This is a genomic window from Gordonia humi (assembly GCF_014197435.1).
Classification (GTDB): Bacteria; Actinomycetota; Actinomycetes; order Mycobacteriales; family Mycobacteriaceae; genus Gordonia; species Gordonia humi.
The window spans coordinates 3,735,666-3,761,218 of sequence record NZ_JACIFP010000001.1; the positions used below are offsets into that span (position 1 = coordinate 3,735,666).

Sequence of the window (25,553 nt, forward strand, 5' to 3'; positions counted from 1 at the left end):
CGTCAACCGGCATGCGAGATGTACTCGCCGTAGAACAACGTCAGACCGAGAGCACAGGAGATCGCGGTCAACAGCCAGAACCGGATGATGACCGTCGTCTCCTTCCATCCGCCCAGTTCGAAGTGATGGTGGAACGGCGCCATGCGGAAAACGCGCTTTCCGGTGGTCTGGAAGAACGCGATCTGTACGACGACCGACACGATCTCGGCGACGAACAGCGCGCCGAGGACCACGGCGAGGAGTTCGGTCTTGGTGGTGATGGACAGGCCCGCGACGAGACCGCCCAGGGCCAGCGAGCCGGTGTCTCCCATGAAGATCTTGGCCGGTGCGGCGTTCCACCAGAGGAAGCCGAGGCAGGCGCCGCCCGCGGCGACGGCGACCACGGCGAGATCGAGCGGATCACGCACCTGATAGCAGCCCGCCTTGTCGTCGCCCGCGCCGAGCAGCTCACACGACTGGCGGAACTGCCAGAACGTGATCAACACGTACGCGCCCATCACCATCGCGGCCGAGCCGGCGGCGAGGCCGTCGAGTCCGTCGGTGAAGTTCACCGCGTTCGACCACGCGGCCACGACCAGCCAGCAGAAGAACACGAAGCCGATCGCCGACAGCGAGATCACATTGATGTCGCGCACGTACGACAGGTGATCGCTGGCCGGCGCGAGTTCGGCGCCGTTGCGGAACTGCAGCAGCAACACGCCGAAGATGATGGCGGCCGCGAACTGTCCGACCGACTTGGCGGTCTTGTTCAGACCCAGGTTGCGCTGTTTGCGGATCTTGATGAAGTCGTCGAGGAAGCCGACGATGCCGAGCGCGGTCGCCAGTCCCAGGACCAGCAGTCCCGAGGCGCTGGGGCCCGAGCCGTCCTGGATGAAGCCGACGAGGTGCGCTCCCAGGTAGCCGAGCCACAGTGCCGTCAGGATCGCGACCCCGCCCATCGACGGGGTGCCCCGCTTGGCCTGGTGGCTCTCCGGGCCCTCGACGCGGATCTCCTGGCCGAACCCCTGTCGTGAGAAGACCTTGATCAGGACCGGGGTGAGAAGAATCGACACCGCCAGCGAGATCGCGCCCGCGATCAGAATCTGGGTCACAGCTGGAAGTCCTCACTCGATGAAAGAGAAGTTGAATTCTGAATCTATCGCGCAACCGTCCCGAGTCGGCGCATCGGGTGACCCGCCGCGCGTCGGAGATCACAGATCGACGAGGCGAACCTGCAGGTCGGCAACGGTCTGCCAGTAGTCGACGAGTGCGGGCGCCAGATCGTCGGGGCCGGCGATCACCACGACGTCACCGGGTCCCGGAGCGTAGCCGGGCGCGGTCCGCATGTGGTCGATCGCCTCCGCGGGGGTGCCGACGAAGGCCGCCTCGTCGCCCCACGAGCCCTCCATCACCGCGCCCTGGTGCAGCGCGCGGACGATGCGGGTCTGACCCACGGCGATGATCTTGTCGACGGCCACCCGCACGGCCTGCCTGCCGAGTGAATCGTGTTCCACGGCACGGGCGTTGTCGTCGAGGCCGTCCCGATCGGCGAGTTCGCCGAAGACCGCCCAGGTGCGCCGCGACGATTCGCCGCCGGCGCCGCGGTGCATGCTGCCGGCTCCGGCGTCGGCGGCCACCGCCACCATCTCGCGCAGCAGCTTCTTGACGTCGGCGACGTCGGCCCCCGGCGCGGCGATCAGTACGTGCAACGGTTCAGCGGTCACCGTCGGTCCTCTCCTCCACTGCGTGCGCGAGCACGTCTTCGACTGCCTGCATCAGCACCAGCCGGTCGTCGAACGGGTGCTTGACGCCGTCGATCTCCTGTCCGGTCTCATGCCCCTTGCCCGCGACGAGCACGACATCGCCCGGTCGCGCCCAGTCGACGGCCGCGGTGATCGCGGCGCGGCGGTCGCCGACCTCTCGGACGTCCACGGCCCGCAGCTCGTCGCCGCTCACCGCGCGGGCGCCGGCGAGCACCGCGGCGCGGATGGCCGCGGGCTCCTCGCTGCGCGGGTTGTCGTCGGTGACGATCACGAGGTCGGCCCCGCGCGCGGCGGCCGCACCCATCAGCGGACGCTTCTCGGTATCGCGGTCGCCGCCCGCGCCGAGTACGACACCGATCCGGCCCGCGGTCTGTGCGCCGAGAGTGGCCAGCACCGCCTCGACGGCGGCGGGCTTGTGCGCGTAGTCGACGACGGCGAGGAACTCCTGACCGCGGTCGATCTTCTCCACTCGGCCGGGAACGGCGACGTCGGCGATTCCGGCGGTCGCCGCGGCTTGGTCGACGCCGAGCTGCTGGACCGCCGCGACGGCGACGAGTGCGTTCGCGACGTTGTAGGCGCCGGGCATCGGCACCACGATGTCCTGCTCGACCCCGTCCGGTCCGGTGGCGCGCACGTCCTGGCTCCCGCGGGCCGTCGCCGTCGCCGACACCACCCGCCAGTCCCCGGCTCCGCGCGCCCCGGTGGACACCGTGACGACGGGACGCCCGCCGGATGCGGCGATCGCCGCCATCCGCTCGCCCCACTCGTCGTCGATGCAGATCACCGCGCGCGCGGCCGCGACGGTGGAGTCAGCGGCGAACAGCCGCGCCTTCGCGGCGAAGTAGTCGTCCATCGTCTTGTGATAGTCGAGGTGGTCCTGCGACAGGTTCGTGAACGCACCGACCGCGAACCGGCAGCCGTCCACGCGCCCCAGGTCCAGGGCGTGGCTGGACACCTCCATCACGACGGCGTCGGCGCCCCGCTCGCGCATCACCGCCAGGAGACGCTGCAGGTCGGGGGCCTCCGGCGTGGTGAGCTCACTGGGGATCGGCCGACCGTCCAGTCGCGAGCCGGTGGTGCCGACGAGGCCGACGCTGCGGCCGGTGGCGCGCAGCGCGGCCTCGACGAGATACGAGGTGGTCGTCTTGCCCGAGGTCCCGGTGATCCCGACCAGCTCGAGCGTCGCCGTCGGATCGCCGTACACCCGCGCCGACACACCGCCGAGGATCGCGCGCGGATCCTCGTGCACCAGTACCGGCAGATCCGCGCCGACGGCGGAGGCCCGGACCAGCGCGAGGCCCGCGTTATCGGTCAGGACGGCGACGGCGCCCGCCGCGACCGCCTGGTCGACGAACTCGGCCCCGTGGCGGCGACCGCCCGCCATCGCGGCGAACAGGTCACCGGGCAGGCAGTTCTGCGCTCGCAGCGTGATGCCGGTGACGTCGACCGTCCCGCGGGGCGCGTCGATCCGCGCCCCCGTCAGTCGCGCCAGCTCGACGGTCGCGACCGGTTCGGTCGTCGGACGCGGCTGGACGTTCGCCGAGTCGTGTCCTGTGCTCACTTGTGTGCCCCTCTCCTGCGGCGGCGCCGGTGCCGCCTGCCCCCGATCGGTGCCCGCCGTCTGTCGCGGGCAGTGCGTCGATCAATCTACCGTGGTGCTCGAGGCGGTTCAGGACTGCAGACGTAGTCGCGGTGCGGGCTCGGGCGAGTAGGGCACACGTTCGTGCTGCAGCAGCCATTCGCCGATGGTGCCGAACAGCGGTGCGGCACTCTGACCGCCCGATCCGTCGGAACTGCGGACCGGGTTGTCCATCATGATGCCGACCACGTAGCGGGGGTCGTCGGCGGGCAGAATGCCCGCGAACGTGATGTTGTAGCTCGACCGCGAATAGCAGTTGCACTTGGGATCGACCTGCTGCGCCGTGCCGGTCTTGCCGGACGTCTGGTAGCCGGCGATCGCTCCGGAGGCGCCGGTGCCCTGCTGGGGGCCGCCGTCGTCGCCCTGCATCACCGCGCGGAACATGTCGCGCACCGTGTGCGCGGTCTGCGGCGACACCACGCGGACCGAGTCGGGCCGATCGCCGTCGGCGATGATCCGCGGGGGGATTCGCACCCCGTCGTTGGCGATCGCCTGGTACATCGAGGTCATCTGCAGCAGGGTCATCGACAGTCCCTGGCCGATGGGCAGGTTGGCGAACGAGCCGCCCGACCACTGGCTCAGTGCCGGGACCGCGCCGGGACTCTCGGCGGGCAGCCCGACGCCGGTGGCCGTGCCGAGACCGAACTTCTCGAGCATGTCCGCGAAGCGCTGCTCGCCGACGCGCTGCGCCAGCATGAGGGTGCCGACGTTCGACGACTTACCGAAGATGCCGGTCGTCGTGTACGGCGCGGTGCCGTGCTCCCAGGCGTCGTTCACGGTGATTCCGGACATGCGGATCGAACCGGGAACCTGCAGGACCTCGTTCGGGTTGGTGACCCCGTACTGGATGGCCGCGGACGCGGTGACGATCTTGTTGACCGATCCGGGTTCGAACGGGGAGGTGACCGAGCGGTTGCCTCGATCGGCGTCGCCCTGCTCGTCGAACGGCAGTGCCGGATTGAAGGTGCCGTCGTTGGCCATCGCGACCACCTCGCCGGTCCTGCTGTCGAGCACCACGGCCGAGACGTTGTTGGCTCCGGACGCCTTCTTGGCCATGTTGACCTGCGTCTGAACGAACCACTGGACGTCGGAGTCGATCGTCAGGTGCACCGTCTTCCCGTCGACCGCCGGGTGCACGTTGCGGGTGCTGCCCGGGATCACCGTGCCGTCGCGGCCCTGGTCGTAGGTCTCGGTGCCGTCGGTACCCGCGAGCACGGCGTCCATCGACGACTCGAGCCCTTCGGCACCGTTGCCGTCGTAGTTGACGTCGCCGACGATGTTCGCCGCCAGCGAGCCGCCCGGGTAGACCCGCACGCTCTGCGGTTCGGAACCCACCTCGGGGAAGTCGTTCATGATGGCCTTGGCCTGCTCCGGATCGATCGATCGAGCCAGGTAGACGAAGTCCTTGTCGGACTTGAACTCGGCGAGCAGGTCCTCGGACTTGATGCTGCCGCCGAGAGCCGACGAGACGCCGTCGGCGATCTGCTTGAGTCGGGTGTCGACGTCGGGCAGCGACTCGTCCTTCGCATGCTCCTCGGCGATCGACTTGCGCACCGACTTCGGCTGGAATGTCAGGGCGCGCGCGTCATCGGTGTGCGCCAGCAGGCGGCCGTTGCGGTCGACGATCGATCCGCGGGTGGCGTGCAGCACATTCGTCACGGTGCGCTGCTGCGCGGCCTGCGCCGATATCGAATCGGCCGCGATCAGCTGAACGTACGCCATCCGGCCCGCGACCAGCACACATGCCAGAGCGACGACGATCCACATCATCCGCTGGCGGCCGATGAACCGCCGGGACGGTGCGGTGTCCAGCTCGGCGATGCGATCGTCGTCGGGTGGCGGTGGAGGCGGCGTGGAGCCGACCGTCGAACGACCACCCGGTCGGGGCGCCGGCGGACGCACGGAACGGGATCGGGTCATGATCGTCGATTCTCCCCCGCGTCAGCGCACAGATCGGGTATTGGGCGTCGGCGTGGCGGAGACGGGCGGCGTGACGTCCGTCCGCGGTGCGCTCACGCGGCGCCCCGGGTCGGCGGGCCGGACATTGGTCGCGGGTCGATCCGACGGCGCGGGTGCCTGGGACGTCGGATCCGAGGTCGGTGCGGGCGTCGAAGTCGACGGTGCCGCCTGCGTCGACGTCTGCTGCGACGAGCCGGAGTCGCCGAGCCCCTCCGAATCGTCCACCTTGTCGGTGTCGATCTCCTTGACCGGATCGGGCGCCGGGTTCAGATCGGGCAGGACCTTGCCGTCGGAGGTCTTCGCCTCGCCGACCCGACGGGCCTTACCGTCCGCACCGATGACGATCTGCACGGCGCCGTCGGCGGGCACCATGTCGAGAGCCGCGGCCTTCTTGCCGATCTCGGCCGCCGAGTCGCTCTGATCGAACTGTCGCTGCAGATTGTCCCGCTTGTCCTGCAGGCTCTGATTCTCCTTGCGCATCGCGTCGAGCGCGTACGAGTCCTGAGCCGACTTCGTCGTCAAGTACAGGGTGAGACCGAGGGCGCCGACGATGAGCAGCAGCACCGGGTACACCAGCGGCACTCCGCGGATCCGGCGACCGCGCAGAGTCGCCGCCGCGCCGACTGGCGTCCCCCTGCGTTCACGGCGGGCGAGAGCGCGCTGCGCGGCCTTCGATCGGGTGGCACGTTCGGTCGCGGATCCTCCCGACCGTCGGCTCCGGGTCGGGCGCTGAGCACCCCGACCTCGGACACCGGGCGTCGTCTTGCGGTCGTCGAGCACTGTGCTCACCGCGGTCCCCCTTCGTTCACCGTCGTCCCCCTATGTCTTCGGCGACGCGCTCGATGGCCCGGATTCGGACCGGCGCCGACCGCGGATTCGCTTCTCGTTCACCGTCGTCCGCCTGCTCGGCCCCGCGTGTGACCAGCGCGAATCGAGCGGCCGTGCCGGGCAGGTCGACCGGCAGACCGGCGGGTGTGGTGTTACGGACCGCCTGCGCGAAATCGCGCTTGACGATCCGATCCTCGAGCGACTGATAGCTCATCACCGCCAGACGTCCGCCGACCGCGAGCAGGTCCAGCGACGCCGGGATCACGGCGCGCAGGGACTCGAGTTCTCGGTTCACCTCGATGCGCAGGGCCTGGAAGGTGCGTTTGGCGGGATGTCCGCCGGTCCGCCGGGTGGCGGCCGGAATCGTCGCGTACAGCAGTTCCACGAGGCGTCCGCTCGTGGCGAACGGTTCGACGGCGCGTTCGCGTAAGACCGCGGAGGCGATCTTCCCGGCGAAGCGCTCCTCACCGTATTCGCTGAGCACCCGCGCGAGCGCACCGTGATCGTAGGTGTTGAGCACATCGGCCGCGGTCAACTCGTCGTCGGAGTTCATCCGCATGTCCAGCGGCGCGTCGACGGCGTAGGCGAACCCGCGGTCGGCGCGGTCGAGCTGCATCGAGGACACGCCCAGGTCGAGCAGGACGCCCTCGACTGCGGTGAGGCCGGCGGCCGCGGCCACGTCGCCGATCTCGTCGTAGCGGGCGTGGTGGAAGACCACGCGGTCGCCGAAACGGTCGAGACGCTCCCGCGCGATGTCGATGGCCGAGGTGTCGCGGTCGATCGCGTGCACGGTGAGTCCGTCGAGCCGATCGAGGAAGTATTCGGCGTGGCCGCCCGCCCCGAGCGTGCCGTCGACGAGCACGGCACCGCTCGCGTCGTCGGAGCCGCCGGTGAGGGCGGGCGCCAGGAGTCCGAACATCCGCTCGGCCATCACCGGCACGTGTCCGTGTTCGCCGTGCTGACGGTCGTTCACGTAGCGCCCTCCCCTCGAGTGCTGATGTCGTTCCTGCGTGCGTCTGCCGCTGTGCGGCCTGCGAGACGACTCTGCGGTGAGGCGGGGTCCCCGCCCGAGCGCACCTGGCGTTGGGGAAGTACGTCAGGGTCGATCGGGCCGAGGCCTCATCTCACCGCAGGGTCTCCTCGTCGTCTTCGGTTCGTTCGTCTCACTCGCTAGAGGATCGAGTCCAGTGCCGCCGAGCCTGCGCTGGAGAACGCCTCCTCGTGAGCGTCCTGGTACTCGCGCCACTTCTGCGCGTCCCAGATCTCGAGGTGGTCGTACGAGCCGATCACCACACACTCCTTGGAGAGCTCCGCGTACGTGCGGTGCTCCGCCGAGAGGCTCACGCGCCCCTGTCCGTCGAGCCGTTGCTCGTCGGCGCCTGCGAAGAAGTACCGCAGGAAGGCTCGCGCTTCGGGATCATTCCGCGAGGCGGCCACGGCCTTGTCCGCGATGGCGTCGAACTCTTCGGCTCGATACACCGACAGGCTGTGATCCTGGCTTCGCGTGACCATGACTCCTCCTGACAGTGCTTCTCGGAACTTCGCGGGCACTGTGAGGCGCCCTTTGTCGTCGAGTTTGGGTGTGTACGTGCCGACGAAGCGAGCCATGTCGGCACCTCCTCACCCGGTCCTGGGTTTCGGTGGTTCCGGTCTCCCCCTCGCCCAGTGATGCCCACAGTACCCCACTTCCCACCACTTTCCACCCCTTACACCCCACCATTCCTCCACAATGCAGTGAAAATGCAGGTCATAGAGGTTTCTTGGGTGGGGATTCTCAGATTTCTCATCGCGTGTCCGCGCGCGTCGGCCGTTATTCACGAGACAAAACACCAGTTGAGTGGCTACAGAGACCACGGCGATCATCACAGTGGGGGAAGGTGGGGAGCCGGGGTGGGGCGTTGTGGGGAACCGGGGTGGGACGTTGTGGGGCACATATGCGTCAGGGGGTCGCATCGCTGCCTTTCGGAAGCGATGCGACCCCCTGACGGAGATCGTCTATTCAGTTCGTGTCAGTTGTGGGCGACGGAGTTCGTGACGACGCAGATGTCAGTGATCGTCCTGATCGAATCGTCGCTGGAATCGCGACTCCATCCGTTCACTGAACGACGGCTTGCCGCCGCCCGTCGACTTCGTGCCGCCCCTCGATCCGGACTGACCGGGCTCGGCCGCGGCCCCGCCGCGCCCCGACGAGAGAAGCCCGAAAGCCGCCGAAGCGAACATGACGAGGAAACCGGCGAAACTCAAGATCTTGAGACCGCCGATGTCGAAGTCCACCATCAGACCACCCACCAGCATCGCCAGGCCGATCAAGAACCCCAGGATCGCGATGAGTCGGCGACGCGCCGTCGGACGGCCTACGCGCTTCTTGGTCACGCTCGAGGCGAACTTCGGATCCTCGGCGTAGAGCGCGCTTTCAATTTCGTCGAGCATGCGCTGCTCGTGCTCGGAAAGCGGCACCATCCCTCCCTCGCTGGTCGTCCGGGCGTCATCTGTCAATGCCCAGTTATAACTCATGATACGAGCAGATCGCCGCGGCGACCACCTCCGGTAGCGGAAGTACGTCGTCGATGTCCGATCTTCCCTTGTTCGTACGCCAAGAGGGTGGCGTCCGCCACGTCGAGGAACTCCATCGCGCGGCGTTCGACGCGCGCGCACATCGTCGGGTCGATCGTCCGGACCAGGCCCGACTCGACCTTCGCACGCATGGCCGACAGACCGCCGAAGTACTCGGCGAGATCGTGCGCCTCGGGTGCCACGGCGCGGATCCGACTCCATGCGTCGCGCGCGTCGCGGCGGCGACGCACCGGGCCCGCGGGCTCGTGCACGGCGAGGACGGCTCCGGCGGCGCGAATAGCCGCGAGGTAGAACACCCGGAAACGCTCGGGTTCGTCATCGGTGATCTTCGATGCGTCGTCGAACAGAGCCTCGGCCCGTTCCAGCAGATCGCGGCTTCGGAGCACGACTCGCTCGTCGACTGTGTAGTGCGTCTGTGCTCGCATGGGCTGTGTCATCGTGTCGTCACCTGCTTTCTCACGTCCGGCACGCGTTCGTCCGGTCTGTTGAGACAGACGGTGTCATGAGCCTCTGACATTTTCGTCGCACCGCATCCGGTTCCACCGCACGACGACCAGGCGGACGCCTCGCGCATCCCGCCCCGAGGCCATGCCCTAATGTCTGGCGAAGAGAATTCCGGCGACACCGATGCGCGAGCACCGGCCCACGACGAGGGAGGGTCCAGCCGTGACCGCACCGTCCCCTTTCCGCCTCGTCGCCCTGCGCCCCGAGGACGCCCATCTGTGGCTCGACCCCGCCGTGCACACCTATGTGACGGCGATGAACTATCCGCGAAGCACCGAAGCGCACCGCATTCCGCTCTGGCGCGACCACATCGCGCGGCAGGGCTGGTTCGCGGTCGGCGCGGTCACCCGTGTCTCCACGATGGACGCGCTGCGCCCCGGGCTGAGCCGTCTGCGCATCGACCGGCTCACCGGAGGCGAGCGAGAGATCCTGGTGGGTGTGGCCTACGGCTATCACGGTGCGCGGGATCAGTGGTGGAATCAGCAGCTCCGGTCCGGGCTGCGCCGCGCGGGCCGCAGCCCGGACGAGATCACCGCGGTGACCGCCGACTACTTCGAACTGACCGAGTTGCACGTCCATCCCCTCGCGCAGGGCCGCGGCATCGGGGAACGACTGTTGACCGCGCTGCTGGCCGACCGACCGGAATCGACGGTGCTGCTCTCCACACCCGAGGTCCCGTACGAGGAGAACCGTGCGTGGGCGCTGTACCGACGGCTGGGTTTCACCGACGTCCTGCGCCGGTTCACGTTCGTCGGCGACCCACGACCGTTCGCATTCCTCGGGCGTTCGCTGCCACTGGCCACATCGCCGGAGTCCGTGTCGCGCCGCTGATCCGCGACCTCCTCTGGCACGATGACACCGTGAAGTCACTGCGCCGCGTCCCGATCCTCGCCATCGCCGCGCTGCTCGCGCTGGTCCCCGTCCTGTCGGGTTGCATGACCAAGTCCACGACGGTGGGCGATCAGTTCTCCGGTCGAGTCCTCGTGGCCACCAGTCCCGACTCGGGGCCGACGACTCCGTCGTTCGACATACCGGCGTCGTTGGGCGCCCAGGTCTGGTCTGCCGAGTTCCCGTCGCAGGACGCCGCCCCCGCACCGAAGGCTCCGGAACCGACCGACCCCGAACCCGGTGCGGTCGCGCCGACCGCCGACGGCAAGACCGGGGCGCAACTGTCGTTCGATCACCTCTCGACCGGACAGTTCGGTCAGCTCGGCTCGATCATCGCCGCAGCTCTTCCCGATCAGGCCGCGACGATGGACCTCAAGGTGACGCGCAGCGGCGACTACGTCCGCCTCCGCGGCTCCAGCGCACTCGGTGAACTGGATCCGAAGACGACGTTCGTCTCGATCACCGTCGACTTCGCGGGCCCGGTGGTCGCCACCAACGGTCAGCAGACCGGCGACTCGACGGTCACCTGGTTCCCGACGCCCGGGCAGACCACCGAGTTCAACGCCGACTCCGAGTACGCCGACCCCGCGACGGCGGCCGTGCCGAGTTGGACATGGTTCATGCTGCTGCTGTGCGCCGCGGTCGTGGTCTTCATCGTCGTCGCCGCATACAAGAACCGCGACAACAGTCCGCGTCCCGGGCGCGTCCTCACCTCCAAGCCGCTGCCGACGCCGCTGCAGAAGGTGGCCGACAAGGTCTCCAAGGACGAGTCCGACCCCTACGACGTGTAGCCCGCCCGAGCCCGGATCGACGCCGACGGACGATCGACGCCGACGGACGTCGGGAGGGACGGCGACGCGTGACGGGTGTCGATCCGCGGAGGATCAGACGGCCGCGAAGGCGCCCCGGGTGTCGACGCCGATGCGGTCGAGGACCTCACTGGTCGCCTTGGCGAAGTTCAGGCTGCAGAAGTGCAGACACGGTGCGCCCTCGGCGACGAGACGTTCGGCGGCCTCCGTGCACAGGTCGATGCCGACGGCCCGGATCGCGGCGCGGTCCTCCTCGGGGCCGTCGCCCGCCGCGCGCATCAGCCGTTCCTCGACGTCACGCGGAATGGTGCTGCCCGACAGTTCGGTCATCCGACGGGCGCTGGCCAGCGAGGTGATCGGCATCAGTCCCGGGATGATCGGTTTCGCGCCCTGCTCGGGGTCGGCGGCGACGACGCGGTCACGCAGGCGCAGGTAGTCGTCGACGTCGAAGAACACCTGGGTCACCGAGTACTCGGCGCCCGCACGCAGCTTGCGGACCAGGTTGTCGGTGTCGGCGACCAGGTCGGGGGCACGATGGTGTCCCTCCGGGAACGACGCGACGCCGGCGTGGAAGTCACCGAGGTCGCGAATCAGTTCGACGAGTTCGGCGGCGTATTCGACGCCGTCGGGATGCTTGACCCACTCCCCCAGCGGATCGCCGGGCGGATCGCCGCGCAGCGCGAGGAGATTCACAATGCCCTTGTCCGCGTAGGCGCCGACCAGCGCGCGCAGTTCGCCGACGCTGTGATTCACCGCGGTCAGATGCGCGATGGTGAGCAGGGTGGTCTCGGTGGCGAGTTCACCCGCGATGCGGACGGTGCGGTCCCGGGTGGAGCCGCCCGCCCCGTAGGTCAACGAGACGAAGGCCGGGTTCATTCGCTCGAAGATCCGCACGGCACGCCAGAGCCGGGCTTCGGCGTCGGCGTCCTTCGGCGGAAAGAACTCGACGGAGAACGGCACGGGGCCGTCGTGCGGGGCGGCGATCGCTTCGATGACCGATCGCGCGCCCGCGCGGGCGGTCGCAGAGGCAGTGGCTTCACTCACGCTAGAAATCATACGGAGCGCGCCGCCGGCGGTCGCTCGACGAGCCTCCACCGAGCCCGGCCGTGTGGTCGGTCACTTGACGAGGTCCCGGTAGGGTGAGCGCCGTGGTCAATCTGATGGATGTGCCGGTCGCCGTCGACGAGGTCCTGGACGAGTTCTTCCAGGCCACCGCGCCGATTCTCGAGTCGATTCATCCGAGTGTGATCGACAAGGGCCAGGCGCTGCGGGCATTCGTGATGACCGGCGGCAAGCGCATCCGCCCGCTGTTCGTCTACGCGGGTCGGCAGTGCGCCGGAGATAAAATCACGATGAGTAAAACACCGGACGCGGAGCGTGAGGCACTGCGCGTGTGCGCCGCCATCGAGTTGATCCAGGCCTGCGCGCTGGTGCACGACGACATCCTCGACCGGTCGGACACCCGGCGCGGGAGGCCGACCGTCCACCGTCGCTTCGAAGCTCTTCATCGCGACCGCGGCTGGGACGGCGACGCACGCCATTTCGGGGACAGCGCCGCGATCCTCGTCGGCGACCTGGCCCTCGCGTGGGCCGACGATCTGTTCCACGGAGCGCTCCCGACGGCGGTCGGCGCGCAGCCCGGCCCCGATCGGCCGGTTCCGTTCGCGGCGACGGCGGTCTGGTCCCAGATGCGCACCGAGGTGCTCGCCGGCCAGTTCCTCGACGTCACCAACGAGGCGTCCGGCGACGAGTCGGTGACCGCCGCCGAACAGGTGATGACCTATAAGACGGCCGCCTACACCGTCGCCCGGCCGTTGGAGCTGGGCGCCACGCTCGGCGGCGCCGACGAATCACTGCGCGCCGAGCTCCACGGCATCGGCATAGATCTGGGCATCGCGTTCCAACTGCGCGATGATCTCCTCGGCGTCTTCGGCGATCCCGCCGAGACCGGTAAGCCCTCGGGCGACGACCTGGTCGCGGGCAAGCGGACCGCGCTGCTCGCGGCCGGTCTCGCACAGGCCGACGAGACCGGTGCGCGCACGCTCCGCAGCGGCATCGGCAGGCCGCTCGCGGACGCGGAGATCGCCGCTGTCCGCGCGGTCCTGACCGAATCGGGCGCCGTCGCCGAGATGGAGCGTCAGATCGCCCGGCGCCGCGACTCCGGGCTGGCCCGGATCGATGCGCTCGACTGCGACGAGGACGCCCGCGCCGGACTGCGGACGCTGGCGCACCGCATCACCGACCGGACCAGCTGATGCCCGCCCGGACGCCGCACATCGCGGTGATCGGCGCGGGACTCGCCGGACTGGCCGCCGCCGCCCGACTCCGCGCGCACGGAGTCGACGTCACGGTGTTCGAGACCGGCGACGTCCCGGGCGGGCTCGTCCGCACGGAGACGATCGGCGGGCACCGCTTCGACACCGGAGCCACGGTCCTGACGATGCCGTCGCTGATCGTCGACACGGTGACGCAGCTCGGTGTGTCCGCGCGCGAGGCGCTCGACCGCCTCGCCGCGGCGCCGGTGGACCCGAGCTACGTGATGAACTACGCCGACGGCGCATCGCTGTCGATCCCCCACGACGCCGCCGCCGTCCCCGATGCGGTCGCCGAGGCGCTCGGCGCCCGTGCGGGCGCCGGCGCCGCCGATCTCCTCGGCTGGCTGCGCCGTGTCTACGACGCCGAGTTCGACACGTTCATCGACCGGAACTTCGACCCGACCGGTCTGGTCGACGCCCGGACCCGCCGGGCCGCCGCCCGACTCGTTCGGCTGCGCACGCTCGGCGGTCTGACCGGCGCGGTGTCGCGATTCGTCGACGACGAGCGGCTGCAGCGCGCATTCACGTTTCAGGCGCTCTACGCGGGTGTTCCACCGCACCGTGCGCGCGCGATCTACGCGATCATCGCCGACATGGACATCGGGCGCGGCGTGTCGGCCCCCGCGGGCGGCATGGGACGGGTCGGCCGCGTCATCGCCGACGCCCTGGTCGACGCGGACGTCGAGATCGTCTACGGAACCACCGTCCGCGCTCTGCGCCGTGACCACGACGGCACGGTGACCGCGGTGGTGACCGACGACGACACGATCGCCGTCGACGCGGTGGTCGCGACCGCCGAACGCGACGCCGTCGCGCGACTGGCGGACGAGCGGCCGCGTCGTCGGCTCCGATACTCGCCCAGCGCCGTCGTCGTGCACGGGGTGCTGCCGGTGGGGGCCACCGACACGTGGCGGTCGGGCCACCACACCGTCGACTTCGGGCGGGCCTGGACGCAGACCTTCGCCGAGATCACCGGCCGACGCGGTCGGCTGATGTCCGACGGCTCGTTCCTGATCACCCGCGGTGCGGTCGGCGATCCGGACACCTTCATCGCCGACGGCGCCGAATCGGTGTCGGTCCTGGCCCCGACGCCGAATCTGGAGTCGGCCGACCTCGACTGGAACGTGCTGGCCGGTCCCTACGTCGCCGAGATCCTCGCGACACTCGCCGCACGCGGCTATCCGGGCATCGATGCGATGCGCGTGCTCCGCGTCGACCATCCGAGGACCTGGGCCGACGCCGGGCTGCCCGCGGGCACACCGTTCTCGGCGGCCCATACCGCCGCCCAGACGGGACCGCTGCGAACTCGCAACGTGTGGCCGACGAGCCGCAACCTGATCCTGGCGGGAAGTGCGACGGTGCCCGGCGTCGGCATCCCACCGGTCCTGGTGTCGGGCGGGCTGGCGGCCGATCGGGTCACCGATCTGCTGCGCGGGGACGACGGGACGCGGTAGATGTCGGAGATGTCGTTCACGTCCACCCGCCGCCCGTCTCCGGTCCGACTGCTGCGCGCGTACCCGGACTCCGCGGTCGGTCTGCTCGGCTCGGTGATGCTGACCGTCGGCAGCTACGGACTCGCGGATGTGCCCCGCAACGACGCGACGCTCGAGAACCTGGGGCTGGCGCCGATGACGTACGGGCACGGCAAGACGCTCGCGGGCATCGCGTTCTGGCTGGGTGCGGCACTCATGATGATCGCCTGGGTCCGGATCGGCCGCGACCGCGAGTCCATGAGCCTGCGCGCCACGTCGACGACGGTACTGGTGTGGGCCGCTCCCCTGATGTTCGCGATCCCGGTGTTCAGCCGCGACGTGTACGCCTACCTCGGCCAAGCCGCCGCCCTCGCCGGCGGTTTCGACCCGTACAACGACGGTCCGGCGCACGTGCCCGGTCCGATCGTCGATTCGATGGCGCAGATCTGGGCGCCGACCACGTCGCCGTACAGTCCCGCGTTCATGCTGCTGGCGCGGGGCGTGGTCGCGGTGACCGGTCAGAACGTGTTCGCGGGCGTCTTCGTGTTCCGGATCGTGCTGCTGCCCGGTCTGCTGCTGGCGCTGTGGGCGGTGCCGCGCATCGCCGCGCACTTCGGTGCGAGCCGGCGGACCGGCGTGTGGCTGGCTCTGCTCAATCCGCTGCTGCTGGTGTACCTGGTCGGCGGTCCGCACGGCGAGATGCTGCTGATGGGCGTACTCGCCGCCGGCGTCATGCTGGTCCTCGACGGCCGCCACGTCTGGGGTCTGGCGGTGTTGGGAGCAGCGGTGTCGTTGAAGGTCACCGCCGGTGTGATGGTCCCGTTCGTAGTGTGGATCTGGCTCGATCATCTACGTCGCGAACGGGCGGTGAGCACCCGCGACCGCATCGGCGTGTTCGCGGCGACGGCGGCGATTCCGGCCGCCGTGTTCGGAGCGTTCACCCTGATCCTCGGCCTGGGACTGGGCTGGTTGAACGGACTGGCGTTCGCCAACCGGATCATCAACCCGTTCACGATCCCGAATCTGGCCGCCCATCTGATCAGCCTGCTGGCCGCTCCGTTCCACACGTTCAATCTGCACACGGTGCTCGGTGTGACGCGACCGATCGGTCAAGCCGTCATGGTGGTGGCCCTCGTCTGGCTCTGGTGGCGCGGTCGCGCCACCGAACGGACGGCGATGATGTACATGTGCTGGGCGATGTTCGCCGTGCTGCTGCTGGAGCCGTCCACGCTCCCCTGGTACTACACCTGGGTGACGGTGCTCGTCGTCGCCTTCACCCTTCCCATGTGGGCCCGTCAAGTGATCGTCGGCGTGTCCGTGTACCTGCTGATCGTCTTCCAGCCGGACGACTCGATCCTGTTCTACAAGCCGGTCGAGTCGCTGATCGCGGTGGCCCTCGGCGTGCTGGCGGCGGTCTCGCTGCGTCGTCCCGATCCGTTGCGGCTGCGTCGGTTCGACGCGCTGCTGCGTGGCCGTGGCTGACCCGGCACGGGGTTTCGCGGCCGCCCGCGAGATCACCGCGGACGCCGGTCGCACCTACTATCTCGCCTCGCTGCTGCTTCCGGGGCCCCGTCGACGCGCCGTGCACGCGCTGTACGCGTTCGCCCGCCTCGTCGACGACGCCGTCGACGGAGGACTCGGACCGGTCGCCGCCGCGGCCCGCGTCGACGCCCTCGACGCCGGACTGTCGGCCGTGCTGTCCGGGACGGCACCGCCGCCGGCGTTGTCGAGCCGTGACGTCGACCTGCTGTCGGCGTTGGGCGTCGCCGTCGACGAGAACCGCGTCCCGATCCACACCTTCGACGCGTTCCTGACGTCCATGCGGATGGACGTCCCCGGCACACCGACGTTCCGGTGCCGCTATCGGACGTTCGCCGAACTGTCGGAGTACACGTACGGGTCGGCCGCGGTGATCGGAGTGCAACTGATACCCGTCCTGGGCGCCGACCCGTCGCTGGCCGACGGCGCGGCCCTGCTCGGCGAGGCCTTCCAGCTCACGAACTTCCTCCGCGACGTGGCCGAGGACCTGCACCGCGACCGCATCTACCTGCCGCTCGACGAACTCGCGGCCTTCGGCGTCGACGAGGCCGTGTTGCGAGCCGATCTGGAGCGGGGCGCGACCAGTCCCGCACTGCGCCGCGCGCTGGCGCACCTGATCGCGGTGAACCGCGACCAGTACCGACGGACGCTGCCCGCGATCGCCGGACTGCCGCGGACGACGCGGCCCGCGATCTCCGCGGCCGCGCGCTCGTACGGCGACATCCTCCGGGCCATCGAGGACGTCGATCACGACGTCATGCGGATCCGCGCCGTGGTGCCGCGCCGGACGCGACTGGCACACGCGGCAGGCGCGCTCCTGCACCGCACCGGCACCGGGTGAGCCGGCGCCGAGGCCCGTCGTCTCAGAAGGCCTGCGCCTGCGCGCGTCGGATGACCTCGCGCGCGGAGTGGGTGTGCAGAGCGTCGGCCGGGCACAGACCGAGGTCGTCCTGCTGCTCGAAGAGCCAGCCCATGGCCTCGTCGCGGGTGTATCCGCCGTCGAGCAGGGTGGTGACCAGCCCCTCGAAGTGTTTGGCCAGTCCGCCGTCGTCCGCGAAGAACGCGGCGGGGACGACCGGTTGTCCGCCGCGCGAGGCGGCGAGGAGGTTGTGGTCGCGGATCAGCGTCCGCACGCGGTTGAGGGAGACGCCCAGTCGGCGGGCGGCCTCGTCGAGGCTCACGGCCTCGGCGTCGTCGGGCAGGATGTCGATGGAAAGCGGAAGGGAACCCACGGTGAGAGACACTACCCGCCCGTCCGCGGGGCGCACACGACTTCCCGTGCGTTACGGGTAGATTCGAACACCATGACCACTCCCGACGACCCGCTGATCGGCCGGGTGCTCGAGCGTCGGTACCAGATCGACGCGCCGATCGCGCGCGGCGGCATGTCCGCGGTGTACGTGGGCACCGACCTGCGACTGCACCGTCGAGTGGCCGTCAAGGTGATGGATTCGCGGTACGTCGGCGACCCGCAGTTCCTGCGGCGCTTCGAGTTCGAGGCCCGTGCGGTGGCCGGGCTCAGCCATCCCGGGCTCGTGGCCGTCTACGACCAGAGCATCGACGGCGACATCGCGTTTCTCGTGATGGAGCTGGTGCGCGGCGGCAGCGTCCGCGAGCTGCTGCGCGAGCGCGGTCCGATGCCGCCGCACGCCGTCGCCTCGGTCGCGATCCCGATGCTCGGCGGTCTTGGGACCGCTCATCGCGCGGGTCTCGTCCACCGCGACGTCAAACCCGAGAACGTCCTGATCTCCGACACCGGCGACATCAAGGTCGCCGACTTCGGACTGGTCCGGGCCGTCGCCGAGGCCGGTGTCACCTCCGCCAGCGTCATCCTGGGCACCGCGGCCTATCTGTCGCCGGAGCAGGTGTCCTCCACCGACATCGACGCGCGCAGCGACGTGTACTCGGCCGGGGTCCTGCTGTTCGAGTTGCTCACCGGCCGTCAGCCGTTCAGCGGCTCCACCCAGCTCGCGCTCGCATATCAGCGACTCTCGTTCGACGTCCCCGCCCCCGGCGACATCATCGACGGCGTTCCGCCTCAGCTCGACGACATCATCCTGCGCGCCACCGAGCGTCACCGGGACGATCGGTACGTGGACGGTTTCGCCATGCAGCACGCGATTCTCGACGCCGTCGACGATCTGCGCCTGCCCGCGTTCACAGTGCCCGCGCCCCAGCAGGCCTCCGATCGCGTCACCGCCGCGATCGCGCGCCCGATCCGACCGCAGCAGGCTCCCCCGCCGCCCGAGACCCGTCAGGTCACCGGTCCCGGTGAGCCGTACGACGACGAGGACGTCCTCGACGACGAATACGGCGACGACGGATACGGCGACGGCTACTCCGACGACGACTATTACGACGAACCTCGTCGGTCCGCGCTCCGCGAGCACCGCGGCGCCCCCGACGACGATCGGATCGACGATGTGATGCCCCCGAGCCGCCGCCTCGCGGCGCTCGTCTGGTTCCTGCTGATCGCCGCCGTCGCCGCGGGCCTGGCCGCCCTCGGCTGGACCGTCGGCGCGGGTCTGGCCTGACGCCGATCGGCAGACCGGACATCCGCGGCAGACAGCGACTTCCGCGGACGTCGGGACAGCCGCCGAAGTCGATGAGTGCCGCGGGTGCCGGGCGAGTCTAGCCGCGCAGCATCTCGGCGACGAGGAACGCGAGTTCCAGCGACTGCTGGGTGTTCAGGCGCGGATCGCAAGCGGTCTCGTAGCGGCCCTCGAGGTCGAGATCGGAGATGTCCTGGGCGCCGCCGAGGCACTCGGTGACGTCCTCGCCGGTCAACTCGATGTGGATGCCGCCGGGATGCGTGCCGAGGGCGCGGTGGACCTCGAAGAAGCCCTGGACCTCGTCGACGACGCGGTCGAAGTGGCGGGTCTTGAATCCGGTCGACGCGGTGTGGGTGTTGCCGTGCATCGGATCGCACTGCCAGATCACCTTGTGACCGGTGGCCTCGACGGCCTGCACGATCGCCGGAAGGACCTCGCGGACCTTGCCGTTGCCCATCCGCGAGACGAGCGTCAGACGGCCCGGACGGTTGTCCGGGTCGAGCAGCTTCACATACTCGACGGCCTGCTCGGGCGTCGTCGTCGGACCGATCTTCATGCCGATGGGGTTGTTGATCAGCTTGGCCAGCGCGACGTGAGCGCCGTCGAGCTGGCGGGTGCGCTCGCCGATCCACAGGAAGTGCGCCGACAGGTCGTACAGGACCTTGTCGTCGCCGCCGCGCGGGTCGTCGGCCAGCCGCAGCATCGCGCGCTCGTAGTCGATGACGAGTGCCTCGTGGGAGGCGAAGATCGACGCGGACTCCAGGCTCGAATCGGTGACGCCGCACGCGTCCATGAATTTGAGTCCGCGATCGATCTCGGCGGCGAGCGCCTCGTACCGGGCTCCCGCCGGCGAGGTGCGCACGAACTCGCGGTTCCAGTCGTGCACGCGGGCCAGCCGCGCCTCGGCGCCGGTCAGGGCGCGCACCAGGTTCATCGCCGCCGACGCGTTCGCGTAGGCGCGGACCAGACGCGACGGATCGTGGACGCGCGAGGCCTCGTCGGCGGCCAACGAGTTGACCATGTCTCCGCGATACGACAGCAGACCCAGTGCGTCGGTGTCGGCCGATCGCGGCTTGGCGTACTGCCCCGCGATACGCGCGACCTTGACCACGGGAAGGCTCGCACCGTAGGTCAGGACGACGGCCATCTGCAGCAGGGTGCGGATGTTGCCCTTGATGTGCGGTTCGGTGTTCGCCGCGAAGGTCTCGGCGCAGTCGCCGCCCTGCAGCAGGAACGCACGACCGTGGGCCACCTCGGCGAGCTGATCGGCGAGGTTCTCCACCTCGGTGGGCATGCAGATCGGCGGCACGCTCTCGAGGACCGTGCGCATCTTCCTGGCCTCTTCTTCCGGCCAGTTCGGCTGCTGCAGCGCCGGGCGCGCGAGGACGTCCTCGAATCGCTGGGCGAGCGAGCCGGGCAGCGGCGGCAGCTCCGGAAGTTCTTCGATGGGTACGTCTACGGTCCAGTTCACCACGTCGTTCACCCTATCCTGCGTCGACGGCACCCGAGCGGCCCGCCTCGATCGAGGTCCACTTGTCGAGGTTGTGCCGCGCATCGGCGAGCGCATCGTGTGCGTCCTTCGGCGCGGGCGGCAGCTTCGGCGAACCGGCCGCCTCCCAATGCTGCTTCAGTTCCCGGGTGTAGCGCGGCATGTTGCGCGGAAGGTCGGTCATCGGTCCCCACAGCTGACAGAGCACCACGTGGTCGTACGCGGCGACCCACGCCCACAGTTCGATTCGGCCCTCGCCCGCACTCAGGAACTCGTGCAGGTCGTCGCGGATCCGTTCGCGCGAACGCCACGCCTTGTCGGCGGGCGACGGCAGCTTGTCGAGAACGTTGGCACGGACCCACGGCCCCGCCCGGCCCGGGTCGAACTCGGTCGACACCGCGTAGAACTCGCGACCGTCCTCCCCGACCACCCCGATCGACACCAACTCGATGGTCGTTCCGTCCTCGATGAACTCGGTGTCGTAGAAGTAGCGCACGGGGTGAAGAGTAGCGCGAAGGCGTCAGTCCATAATCGTCGTATGCCCTCTTCGACCCGTGCCGCCGAATCCGCGCTGCGCCGCTGGCGTCCCGGGCCCGCCGCGTCGGTCCTGGCCGCCCTGGTCTTCGCGGCGTCGTCGACACTGCAGATCGCCGGAGTGCCGTTCACCTCCAGCTGGGGCACGCGGACCCGCTTCGACATGGACGTCTACCGACTCGGCGGGCAGGCCTGGCACCAGGGGCTCAGCCTCTACGCCGACGGATCGCTGCCGTTCACCCAGGACGGCATCTGGCTGCCGTTCACCTATCCCCCGTTCGCCGCGCTGGTGTTCACGCCGCTCGGCGCGATGTCGTTGGCCGTCACCAGCATCGGCATCTCGATCGTCACCGTCGCACTGCTGGTCTATGTGACCAAGCTGACCTTCGACGTCCTCGACGTCGGCGATCACGCCAACCGCTGGCAGCTCGGCCTGATCCTGTCCGCGGTCACCGTGTGGTTCAACCCGTTCTGGATGACCCTGGGCTTCGGTCAGATCAACCTGGTCCTGATGGCCCTGATCATGGTCGACGTCTTCGTCGTCGGACGACGGGGCGGCCTCGGCGCGACGGCGCAGGGTGTGCTGACCGGGCTCGCATCGGCGGTCAAACTCACGCCGCTGGTGTTCCTGGCGGTGTTCCTCGTCGCCGGGCGCGTCCGGGCCGTCGTGGTCGGCGTGGTCGCCTTCGTCGGCGCCGCGGCACTGGCGTGGCTGTGGATGCCCGACGACTCGAAGACCTACTGGACCGACACCGTGTTCCACACCGGCCGCATCGGCGAACCGGAGGGCCGGATCAACCAGAATCTGAACGCCCTGTGGCTGCGGCTGTTCGACGGCGGGTCGACCGCGTCGATCCTCTGGGTCGTCTCGAGTCTCGTCGTGACCGTGCTCGCCGTCGGCGCGGCGCTGGCCGCCCGCCCGCGCGAGGCGTTCGCGCCCGGCGCGATCGACGGCCGTGTCGACGCGATGGTGGTGGCGTGCACCGTCGCCGTCTGGGGCTTCCTGATCTCCCCGACGACGTGGGCGCACCACTGGGTGTGGTGCGTTCCGGCGCTGTTGACCTGCCTGGTGTTCGCGGCGCGGACCGACGACCGGCGTGTCCGCTGCGTCTACGGCGCGCTGACCGTCGTCGGCACGGCGATCTTCGCGATCGGGCCCTTCCAGTTGATCCCGCCCATCCAACAGGGGTGGTCGTGGGCCGACCACATCGTCGGAAACACCTTCGTCATCTGGGGCGTCGCGATGCTGCTCGCGTTCTGGCGGATGCCGTACCGCAATGTCACGCAAGCGGCCGCGGACTGACGAACGTGCGCGCGGCTACGCGGCGCCGTCGCCCATGAGGTCTTCGGCCTTGGTGTATGAGCCGTCGTCGTTCTTCAGCTTGGCCGCGTAGACGTCGACGTACTGCTGACCGCCCAGCCGCATGAGCGCGTACTGGATCTCGTCGGCGACCGCGCGTTCGATGAAGCGGTTCCCCGCCATGCCCTCGTAGCGGGAGAAGTCCATCGGCTCGCCGACCTTCACCGTGATCCGGGTGGGCCGGGGCAGGACGGTGCCGGGCGGGTTGATGCGATCGGTGCCGATCATCGCGACGGGGATCACCGGGTTGCCGGTCTCCAGTGCCATACGCGCCAGACCGGTCTTGCCCTTGTACAGACGACCGTCGGGCGACCGCGTCCCCTCCGGGTAGAGGCAGAGCAGACCGCCGCCGTCGAGGACGCGCTTACCGGCGGTCAGCGCGCCGGCCGCCGCACTCGCCCCGGACCGGTCGATCGGGATCTGGCCCGACGACGAGAAGAACCACTTCTGGAAGCGACCTTTGAGACCGGGGGTCGTGAAGTACTCCGACTTGGCCAGGAAGAAGATCCGGCGACGCACCATGAGCGGCAGATAGAAGCTGTCGACGACGGCGAGGTGGTTCGACGCGATCAGCGCCGACCCGGCCTTCGGAATGTTGTCGTGGCCTTCGATGCGCGGCCGACCCATGAGCCGCAGTGCGGGCCCCATGAGGATGTACTTGAAGATGAAGTACCACATGCGTACGCCCTGTTCCCTTCTACCGGAAGCCGTTCGGCTCGCCGCTCGCGCAGATCACTTTACTTCGGCGGCCTCGCGCATCGCCGTCAGTCCCTGACGGGCCACTTCGGCCGCCCCGATGACGCCGGCCGTCTCCCCCAACTGGGTGCCGCGGATCCTCGCCAGTTGACGGTGCCCGGCGCCGGTGACCGCCGTCGTGTAGTGCTCGCGCGCGTCGTCGAGGAAGAGCCCGGACGCCGCCCCGACGCCGCCGGCGAGGACGATCAGATCCGGGTCGAAGACGTCGGCGATCATGCCCAGCCCCAGGCCCAACCAGCGGGCGAGGTCGGCGTAGGCGGCCAATGCGACGGGATCACCGTCGGCAGCGGCCGCCGCCACTCGCCTGCCGGTCAGCGACCCGGGGTCGGCATCCGATTCGGCGGCCAGCGTGCTGCGCGGGAACTCCTGGGACGCCAGCATCTCGACGGCGGTGTCGACCAGTGCGGTACCGCTGCAGTACCGCTCCCAGCAGCCGCGCTTACCGCAGCCGCACGGGCGTCCGTCCGGAACCACGGTGAGGTGCCCCAGCTCGGGCGCGACGCCGAAGCTGCCGCGATAGATCTGCCCGCCCAGGATGAGACCGGCGCCGATACCCGTGCCGATGGCCAGCACCAGGGTGTTGTGGCCGCGTGCGGCGGCGCCGAAGTGCAGTTCGGCGACGGCGGCGGCGTTCGCGTCGTGCTCGGCGAAGACGGGCATTCCGATGCGGGCGGCCATGTCGTCGGCCACCGCGGCCTCGCGCCAGGCCAGGTGCGGACTGAATCGGATGATCGTGCGATCCGGAGTGAGGAAGCCCGCGATGGCCAGGCCGACGGCGCCGACCGTCCATCGGTCGCGCAGTTCGCCGACGAGTCGATCCAGGCAGTGCTCGAGCGCCTCCGTCGTCGACGGCGTCGCCGTCCGCAACGTGTCGAGGATCCGCCCCGACGCGTCGACGACGCACGCGCGGACGCTGGTTCCGCCGATGTCGATGCCGACGGTCAGGTCGGTCACGGTCTGTCCGGTCATCGCCTCGCCGCTCCGGCTCACCCGATCCGCACCGGGATCGATTCGAAGGCCGTGCCCGGCCGCGTCGTGTCGGCCGGCGCCGACCGCAGCACCTCGACGATCGCCTCCAGCACCGCGATGAACGCGGTCAGGATGCGTGCCAGGAGATCGCCCAGGTCGCTGAGCATCGTGCCCAGTTCACCGAGGAGATCGGGCACCGGTCCCGGGAGCACTGCGGCCGCCGCGGCGGAGTGTCCGCCGCCGATGAGGGCCGCGAGCTGATCGATGGTCGACGCGAATCCGAGCAGCAGCTCCTGCACCGGATCGCCGCCTGGGGCGTCTCCGGCGCGGGTGTCGCGCGCGTCGTCGGGCATCGTCGAATCGGCTCCTGTCGAGGAAAGTCGTCGGTGGGAGTCTACCGGGACGAGGGAGCCGCACCGGTGCCGCCCTGACGGGCGGGCCACAGCGTCGGATCCGGGCGCAGTCGCACGCTCAGACGTCCACCGGACCAGTCCGCGCCGTCCACCCGGCATCGACGCAGGACAGACGGGAGCCGGATCGGCTGCCGGAAACCCGCCACGGTCACCAGGAGGTCGTCTCCGGAGCGGCCCAGCTGGAGCCGGTCCGGCTCGGGCAGCCCCTGCCGCCAGGCCAGTTCGAAGACCGAGTCGACGCCCTCGCCGGACACCCGGCGGACCGTCATCGCACCGCTGCCGTACGGCCGACCGCTCGGTGCGGCGAACTGCACCGGCACCCGCCGCAGTCGGGACAGTCGATCGAGCGTTCCGCCGGAGGGCACCTCGGCGACGACGACGTCATCGTCGCCGAGCAGACCGCGCACCTCGTCGGCGACCGCCGCGGTGGACGCGCCGAACTCGCCCGCACTCACCTGTACCGACCGCAGGGGGAATGCGGTCAACTCGGCGATCGCCACGTGATCGGCCACCGCTCGACGGCCCCGCTCCGACGCGTCGAGGACGAGGTGTCCGGCCACCGCGTGCGGGTCCGCGAACAGGTCGGTGAGATCCTGACAGTCGCGGTCGATGCCTTCGATCGCCGCCGACAGCTGTGCCAGCGCGGGCTTCTCGGCGGCCTGTGCCAGACGTGTGGCCCGCGGCCACAGCCGCTCCATCGCCGCCGACAGGGCCACCGGTGCGCGGAGCAGCGCGTACGGGTCGCCGACTCCGGACAGATCGACGACGATGCGCCGCCACCGGCCGCTCGTCGCCGCGTCGCGGATCCGTCGCAGCATCAGGAACTCCTGGATGCCGGGCAGGCCGGTGATCTCCCCGGGAGCGATCGACGCGATCGTGCCGACGACCGGCAGGAGGTGTCGTCCGCCGATCGCCGCGGCCAGTGCCGCCGTGAACTCGCCCCACGCGTCCTCGACCACGTCGAGCTGACCCACCTGCAGCAGGTCGACTCCCGCGGTGACCGCGACGGGCTCGCCGGGAACCCGGTACACGCCGAGTGCCGCGGGCAGCTGCGACCGCGGGTCGAGGGCGATCAGGAGGGTGTCGTGCTCGTCGCCGATCGACAGCACCGTCGACCGTGCGGGGGCGTTCGTGCGCAGCGCGCCGGCGGCGGCGGTCACCGAGACGCCCGAGCCACCGGGGCCGAGCACCAGATGGATGGGGGTCAGATC

General features: G+C 69.8%; 25 protein-coding genes. 8 read left to right on the forward strand and 17 right to left on the reverse strand.

The window, feature by feature from the left end:
* Positions 1–2: 2 nt before the first annotated feature.
* From mraY to BKA16_RS17205, 9 genes are all read right to left on the reverse strand, one after another.
* Positions 3–1,091 (reverse strand): phospho-N-acetylmuramoyl-pentapeptide-transferase, encoded by a 1,089-nt coding sequence (gene mraY / locus BKA16_RS17165; protein ID WP_183371815.1) that lies wholly within the window; start codon positions 1,089–1,091, stop codon positions 3–5.
* A gap of 99 nt (positions 1,092–1,190) precedes the next feature.
* Positions 1,191–1,703, reverse strand: coding sequence for a UDP-N-acetylmuramoyl-tripeptide--D-alanyl-D-alanine ligase (locus tag BKA16_RS17170; RefSeq protein WP_183371816.1), 513 nt, complete (start codon positions 1,701–1,703; stop codon positions 1,191–1,193).
* Positions 1,693–3,303 (reverse strand): UDP-N-acetylmuramoyl-L-alanyl-D-glutamate--2,6-diaminopimelate ligase, encoded by a 1,611-nt coding sequence (locus BKA16_RS17175; RefSeq protein WP_387995987.1) that lies wholly within the window; start codon positions 3,301–3,303, stop codon positions 1,693–1,695. The genes BKA16_RS17170 and BKA16_RS17175 overlap by 11 nt, the downstream gene beginning before the upstream one ends.
* Positions 3,304–3,411: 108 nt before the next feature.
* Positions 3,412–5,301 (reverse strand): peptidoglycan D,D-transpeptidase FtsI family protein, encoded by a 1,890-nt coding sequence (locus tag BKA16_RS17180; RefSeq protein ID WP_183371817.1) that lies wholly within the window; start codon positions 5,299–5,301, stop codon positions 3,412–3,414.
* 21 nt (positions 5,302–5,322) lie between these two features.
* Complete coding sequence (gene ftsL, locus BKA16_RS17185) at positions 5,323–6,129, reverse strand: cell division protein FtsL (RefSeq protein WP_183371818.1); 807 nt, start codon at positions 6,127–6,129, stop codon at positions 5,323–5,325.
* 16 nt (positions 6,130–6,145) lie between these two features.
* Complete coding sequence (gene rsmH / locus BKA16_RS17190; RefSeq protein WP_183373147.1) at positions 6,146–7,099, reverse strand: 16S rRNA (cytosine(1402)-N(4))-methyltransferase RsmH; 954 nt, start codon at positions 7,097–7,099, stop codon at positions 6,146–6,148.
* A 239-nt stretch (positions 7,100–7,338) separates the two neighbouring features.
* A complete protein-coding gene (gene mraZ, locus BKA16_RS17195) occupies positions 7,339–7,776 on the reverse strand; it encodes a division/cell wall cluster transcriptional repressor MraZ (RefSeq protein WP_183371819.1) in 438 nt (145 codons plus the stop codon).
* A 438-nt stretch (positions 7,777–8,214) separates the two neighbouring features.
* The gene (locus BKA16_RS17200) at positions 8,215–8,625 is read right to left on the reverse strand and encodes a DUF3040 domain-containing protein (protein WP_183373148.1); all 411 of its coding nucleotides are present in this window, start codon (positions 8,623–8,625) and stop codon (positions 8,215–8,217) included.
* Positions 8,626–8,678: 53 nt separating this feature from the next.
* Positions 8,679–9,179: an SAV_6107 family HEPN domain-containing protein gene (locus BKA16_RS17205; protein ID WP_183371820.1), complete on the reverse strand. Its 501-nt coding sequence runs from the start codon at positions 9,177–9,179 to the stop codon at positions 8,679–8,681.
* A 190-nt stretch (positions 9,180–9,369) separates the two neighbouring features.
* Here BKA16_RS17205 and BKA16_RS17210 point away from each other — a divergent pair, with 190 nt between their 5' ends.
* Together BKA16_RS17210 and BKA16_RS17215 are read left to right on the forward strand one after the other, a co-directional pair.
* Complete coding sequence (locus tag BKA16_RS17210) at positions 9,370–10,077, forward strand: GNAT family N-acetyltransferase (RefSeq protein WP_183371821.1); 708 nt, start codon at positions 9,370–9,372, stop codon at positions 10,075–10,077.
* Positions 10,078–10,106: 29 nt separating this feature from the next.
* The gene (locus tag BKA16_RS17215; RefSeq protein WP_183371822.1) at positions 10,107–10,925 is read left to right on the forward strand and encodes an LppM family (lipo)protein; all 819 of its coding nucleotides are present in this window, start codon (positions 10,107–10,109) and stop codon (positions 10,923–10,925) included.
* A 93-nt stretch (positions 10,926–11,018) separates the two neighbouring features.
* Here the strand turns inward: BKA16_RS17215 and BKA16_RS17220 are convergent, their stop codons facing one another.
* Positions 11,019–11,999, reverse strand: a complete 981-nt coding sequence (locus BKA16_RS17220) for a methylenetetrahydrofolate reductase (RefSeq protein WP_183371823.1) — start codon at positions 11,997–11,999, stop codon at positions 11,019–11,021.
* A 92-nt stretch (positions 12,000–12,091) separates the two neighbouring features.
* On the opposite strand from BKA16_RS17220, the gene BKA16_RS17225 reads away from it, so the two are divergent.
* Genes BKA16_RS17225 through BKA16_RS17240 form a run of 4 tightly spaced genes read left to right on the forward strand, consistent with a single transcriptional unit; the run spans position 12,092 to position 17,110 of the window.
* Complete coding sequence (locus BKA16_RS17225) at positions 12,092–13,198, forward strand: polyprenyl synthetase family protein (RefSeq protein ID WP_382425296.1); 1,107 nt, start codon at positions 12,092–12,094, stop codon at positions 13,196–13,198.
* Positions 13,198–14,712, forward strand: a complete 1,515-nt coding sequence (gene crtI, locus BKA16_RS17230; RefSeq protein ID WP_183371824.1) for a phytoene desaturase family protein — start codon at positions 13,198–13,200, stop codon at positions 14,710–14,712. The genes BKA16_RS17225 and crtI overlap by 1 nt, the downstream gene beginning before the upstream one ends.
* Complete coding sequence (gene mptB, locus BKA16_RS17235; RefSeq protein ID WP_183371825.1) at positions 14,713–16,212, forward strand: polyprenol phosphomannose-dependent alpha 1,6 mannosyltransferase MptB; 1,500 nt, start codon at positions 14,713–14,715, stop codon at positions 16,210–16,212. It abuts the gene before it with no gap.
* Entirely contained in the window at positions 16,205–17,110 is a 906-nt protein-coding gene (locus BKA16_RS17240) for a squalene/phytoene synthase family protein (RefSeq protein WP_183371826.1), read from the forward strand. The genes mptB and BKA16_RS17240 overlap by 8 nt, the downstream gene beginning before the upstream one ends.
* 22 nt (positions 17,111–17,132) lie before the next feature.
* Here the strand turns inward: BKA16_RS17240 and BKA16_RS17245 are convergent, their stop codons facing one another.
* Complete coding sequence (locus tag BKA16_RS17245; protein ID WP_183371827.1) at positions 17,133–17,501, reverse strand: Rv2175c family DNA-binding protein; 369 nt, start codon at positions 17,499–17,501, stop codon at positions 17,133–17,135.
* Between the two features lie 72 nt (positions 17,502–17,573).
* Here BKA16_RS17245 and BKA16_RS17250 point away from each other — a divergent pair, with 72 nt between their 5' ends.
* On the forward strand, positions 17,574–18,803 hold the full coding sequence (locus BKA16_RS17250) for a protein kinase domain-containing protein (protein ID WP_183371828.1): 1,230 nt from the start codon (positions 17,574–17,576) through the stop codon (positions 18,801–18,803).
* Between the two features lie 97 nt (positions 18,804–18,900).
* Here BKA16_RS17250 and BKA16_RS17255 read toward each other — a convergent pair whose 3' ends face one another.
* Together BKA16_RS17255 and BKA16_RS17260 are read right to left on the reverse strand one after the other, a co-directional pair.
* A complete protein-coding gene (locus BKA16_RS17255) occupies positions 18,901–20,295 on the reverse strand; it encodes a class II 3-deoxy-7-phosphoheptulonate synthase (RefSeq protein ID WP_183371829.1) in 1,395 nt (464 codons plus the stop codon).
* 10 nt (positions 20,296–20,305) lie between these two features.
* Positions 20,306–20,806, reverse strand: coding sequence for a polyadenylate-specific 3'-exoribonuclease AS (locus tag BKA16_RS17260; RefSeq protein WP_183371830.1), 501 nt, complete (start codon positions 20,804–20,806; stop codon positions 20,306–20,308).
* A 42-nt stretch (positions 20,807–20,848) separates the two neighbouring features.
* Between BKA16_RS17260 and BKA16_RS17265 the strand changes: the two genes are divergently transcribed.
* On the forward strand, positions 20,849–22,147 hold the full coding sequence (locus BKA16_RS17265; protein WP_183371831.1) for a glycosyltransferase 87 family protein: 1,299 nt from the start codon (positions 20,849–20,851) through the stop codon (positions 22,145–22,147).
* 15 nt (positions 22,148–22,162) lie between these two features.
* On the opposite strand, the gene BKA16_RS17270 is transcribed toward BKA16_RS17265, so the two are convergent.
* The 4 genes from BKA16_RS17270 to BKA16_RS17285 are packed head-to-tail and all read right to left on the reverse strand — an operon-like array spanning position 22,163 to position 25,535.
* A complete protein-coding gene (locus BKA16_RS17270; protein ID WP_183371832.1) occupies positions 22,163–22,882 on the reverse strand; it encodes a lysophospholipid acyltransferase family protein in 720 nt (239 codons plus the stop codon).
* 54 nt (positions 22,883–22,936) lie between these two features.
* A complete protein-coding gene (locus BKA16_RS17275) occupies positions 22,937–23,929 on the reverse strand; it encodes an ROK family protein (protein WP_221246897.1) in 993 nt (330 codons plus the stop codon).
* A gap of 17 nt (positions 23,930–23,946) precedes the next feature.
* Entirely contained in the window at positions 23,947–24,282 is a 336-nt protein-coding gene (locus BKA16_RS17280; RefSeq protein ID WP_183371833.1) for a hypothetical protein, read from the reverse strand.
* Between the two features lie 41 nt (positions 24,283–24,323).
* On the reverse strand, positions 24,324–25,535 hold the full coding sequence (locus BKA16_RS17285; protein ID WP_183373151.1) for an ArsA family ATPase: 1,212 nt from the start codon (positions 25,533–25,535) through the stop codon (positions 24,324–24,326).
* Positions 25,536–25,553: the final 18 nt, after the last annotated feature.

What these genes read in the sequence shown, in the direction of transcription:
- BKA16_RS17180 (WP_183371817.1), bottom strand. Translation starts at nt 5,301, where the DNA reads ATGACCCGATCCCGTTCCGTGCGTCCGCCGGCGCCCCGACCGGGTGGT.
- rsmH (WP_183373147.1), bottom strand. Translation starts at nt 7,099, where the DNA reads ATGGCCGAGCGGATGTTCGGACTCCTGGCGCCCGCCCTCACCGGCGGC.
- mraZ (WP_183371819.1), bottom strand. Translation starts at nt 7,776, where the DNA reads ATGGCTCGCTTCGTCGGCACGTACACACCCAAACTCGACGACAAAGGG.
- BKA16_RS17205 (WP_183371820.1), bottom strand. Translation starts at nt 9,179, where the DNA reads ATGACACAGCCCATGCGAGCACAGACGCACTACACAGTCGACGAGCGA.
- BKA16_RS17210 (WP_183371821.1), top strand. Translation starts at nt 9,370, where the DNA reads ATGCGCGAGCACCGGCCCACGACGAGGGAGGGTCCAGCCGTGACCGCA.
- BKA16_RS17220 (WP_183371823.1), bottom strand. Translation starts at nt 11,999, where the DNA reads ATGATTTCTAGCGTGAGTGAAGCCACTGCCTCTGCGACCGCCCGCGCG.
- crtI (WP_183371824.1), top strand. Translation starts at nt 13,198, where the DNA reads ATGCCCGCCCGGACGCCGCACATCGCGGTGATCGGCGCGGGACTCGCC.
- mptB (WP_183371825.1), top strand. Translation starts at nt 14,713, where the DNA reads ATGTCGGAGATGTCGTTCACGTCCACCCGCCGCCCGTCTCCGGTCCGA.
- BKA16_RS17250 (WP_183371828.1), top strand. Translation starts at nt 17,574, where the DNA reads ATGACCACTCCCGACGACCCGCTGATCGGCCGGGTGCTCGAGCGTCGG.
- BKA16_RS17265 (WP_183371831.1), top strand. Translation starts at nt 20,849, where the DNA reads ATGCCCTCTTCGACCCGTGCCGCCGAATCCGCGCTGCGCCGCTGGCGT.
- BKA16_RS17270 (WP_183371832.1), bottom strand. Translation starts at nt 22,882, where the DNA reads ATGTGGTACTTCATCTTCAAGTACATCCTCATGGGGCCCGCACTGCGG.
- BKA16_RS17275 (WP_221246897.1), bottom strand. Translation starts at nt 23,929, where the DNA reads ATGACCGGACAGACCGTGACCGACCTGACCGTCGGCATCGACATCGGC.
- BKA16_RS17280 (WP_183371833.1), bottom strand. Translation starts at nt 24,282, where the DNA reads ATGCCCGACGACGCGCGCGACACCCGCGCCGGAGACGCCCCAGGCGGC.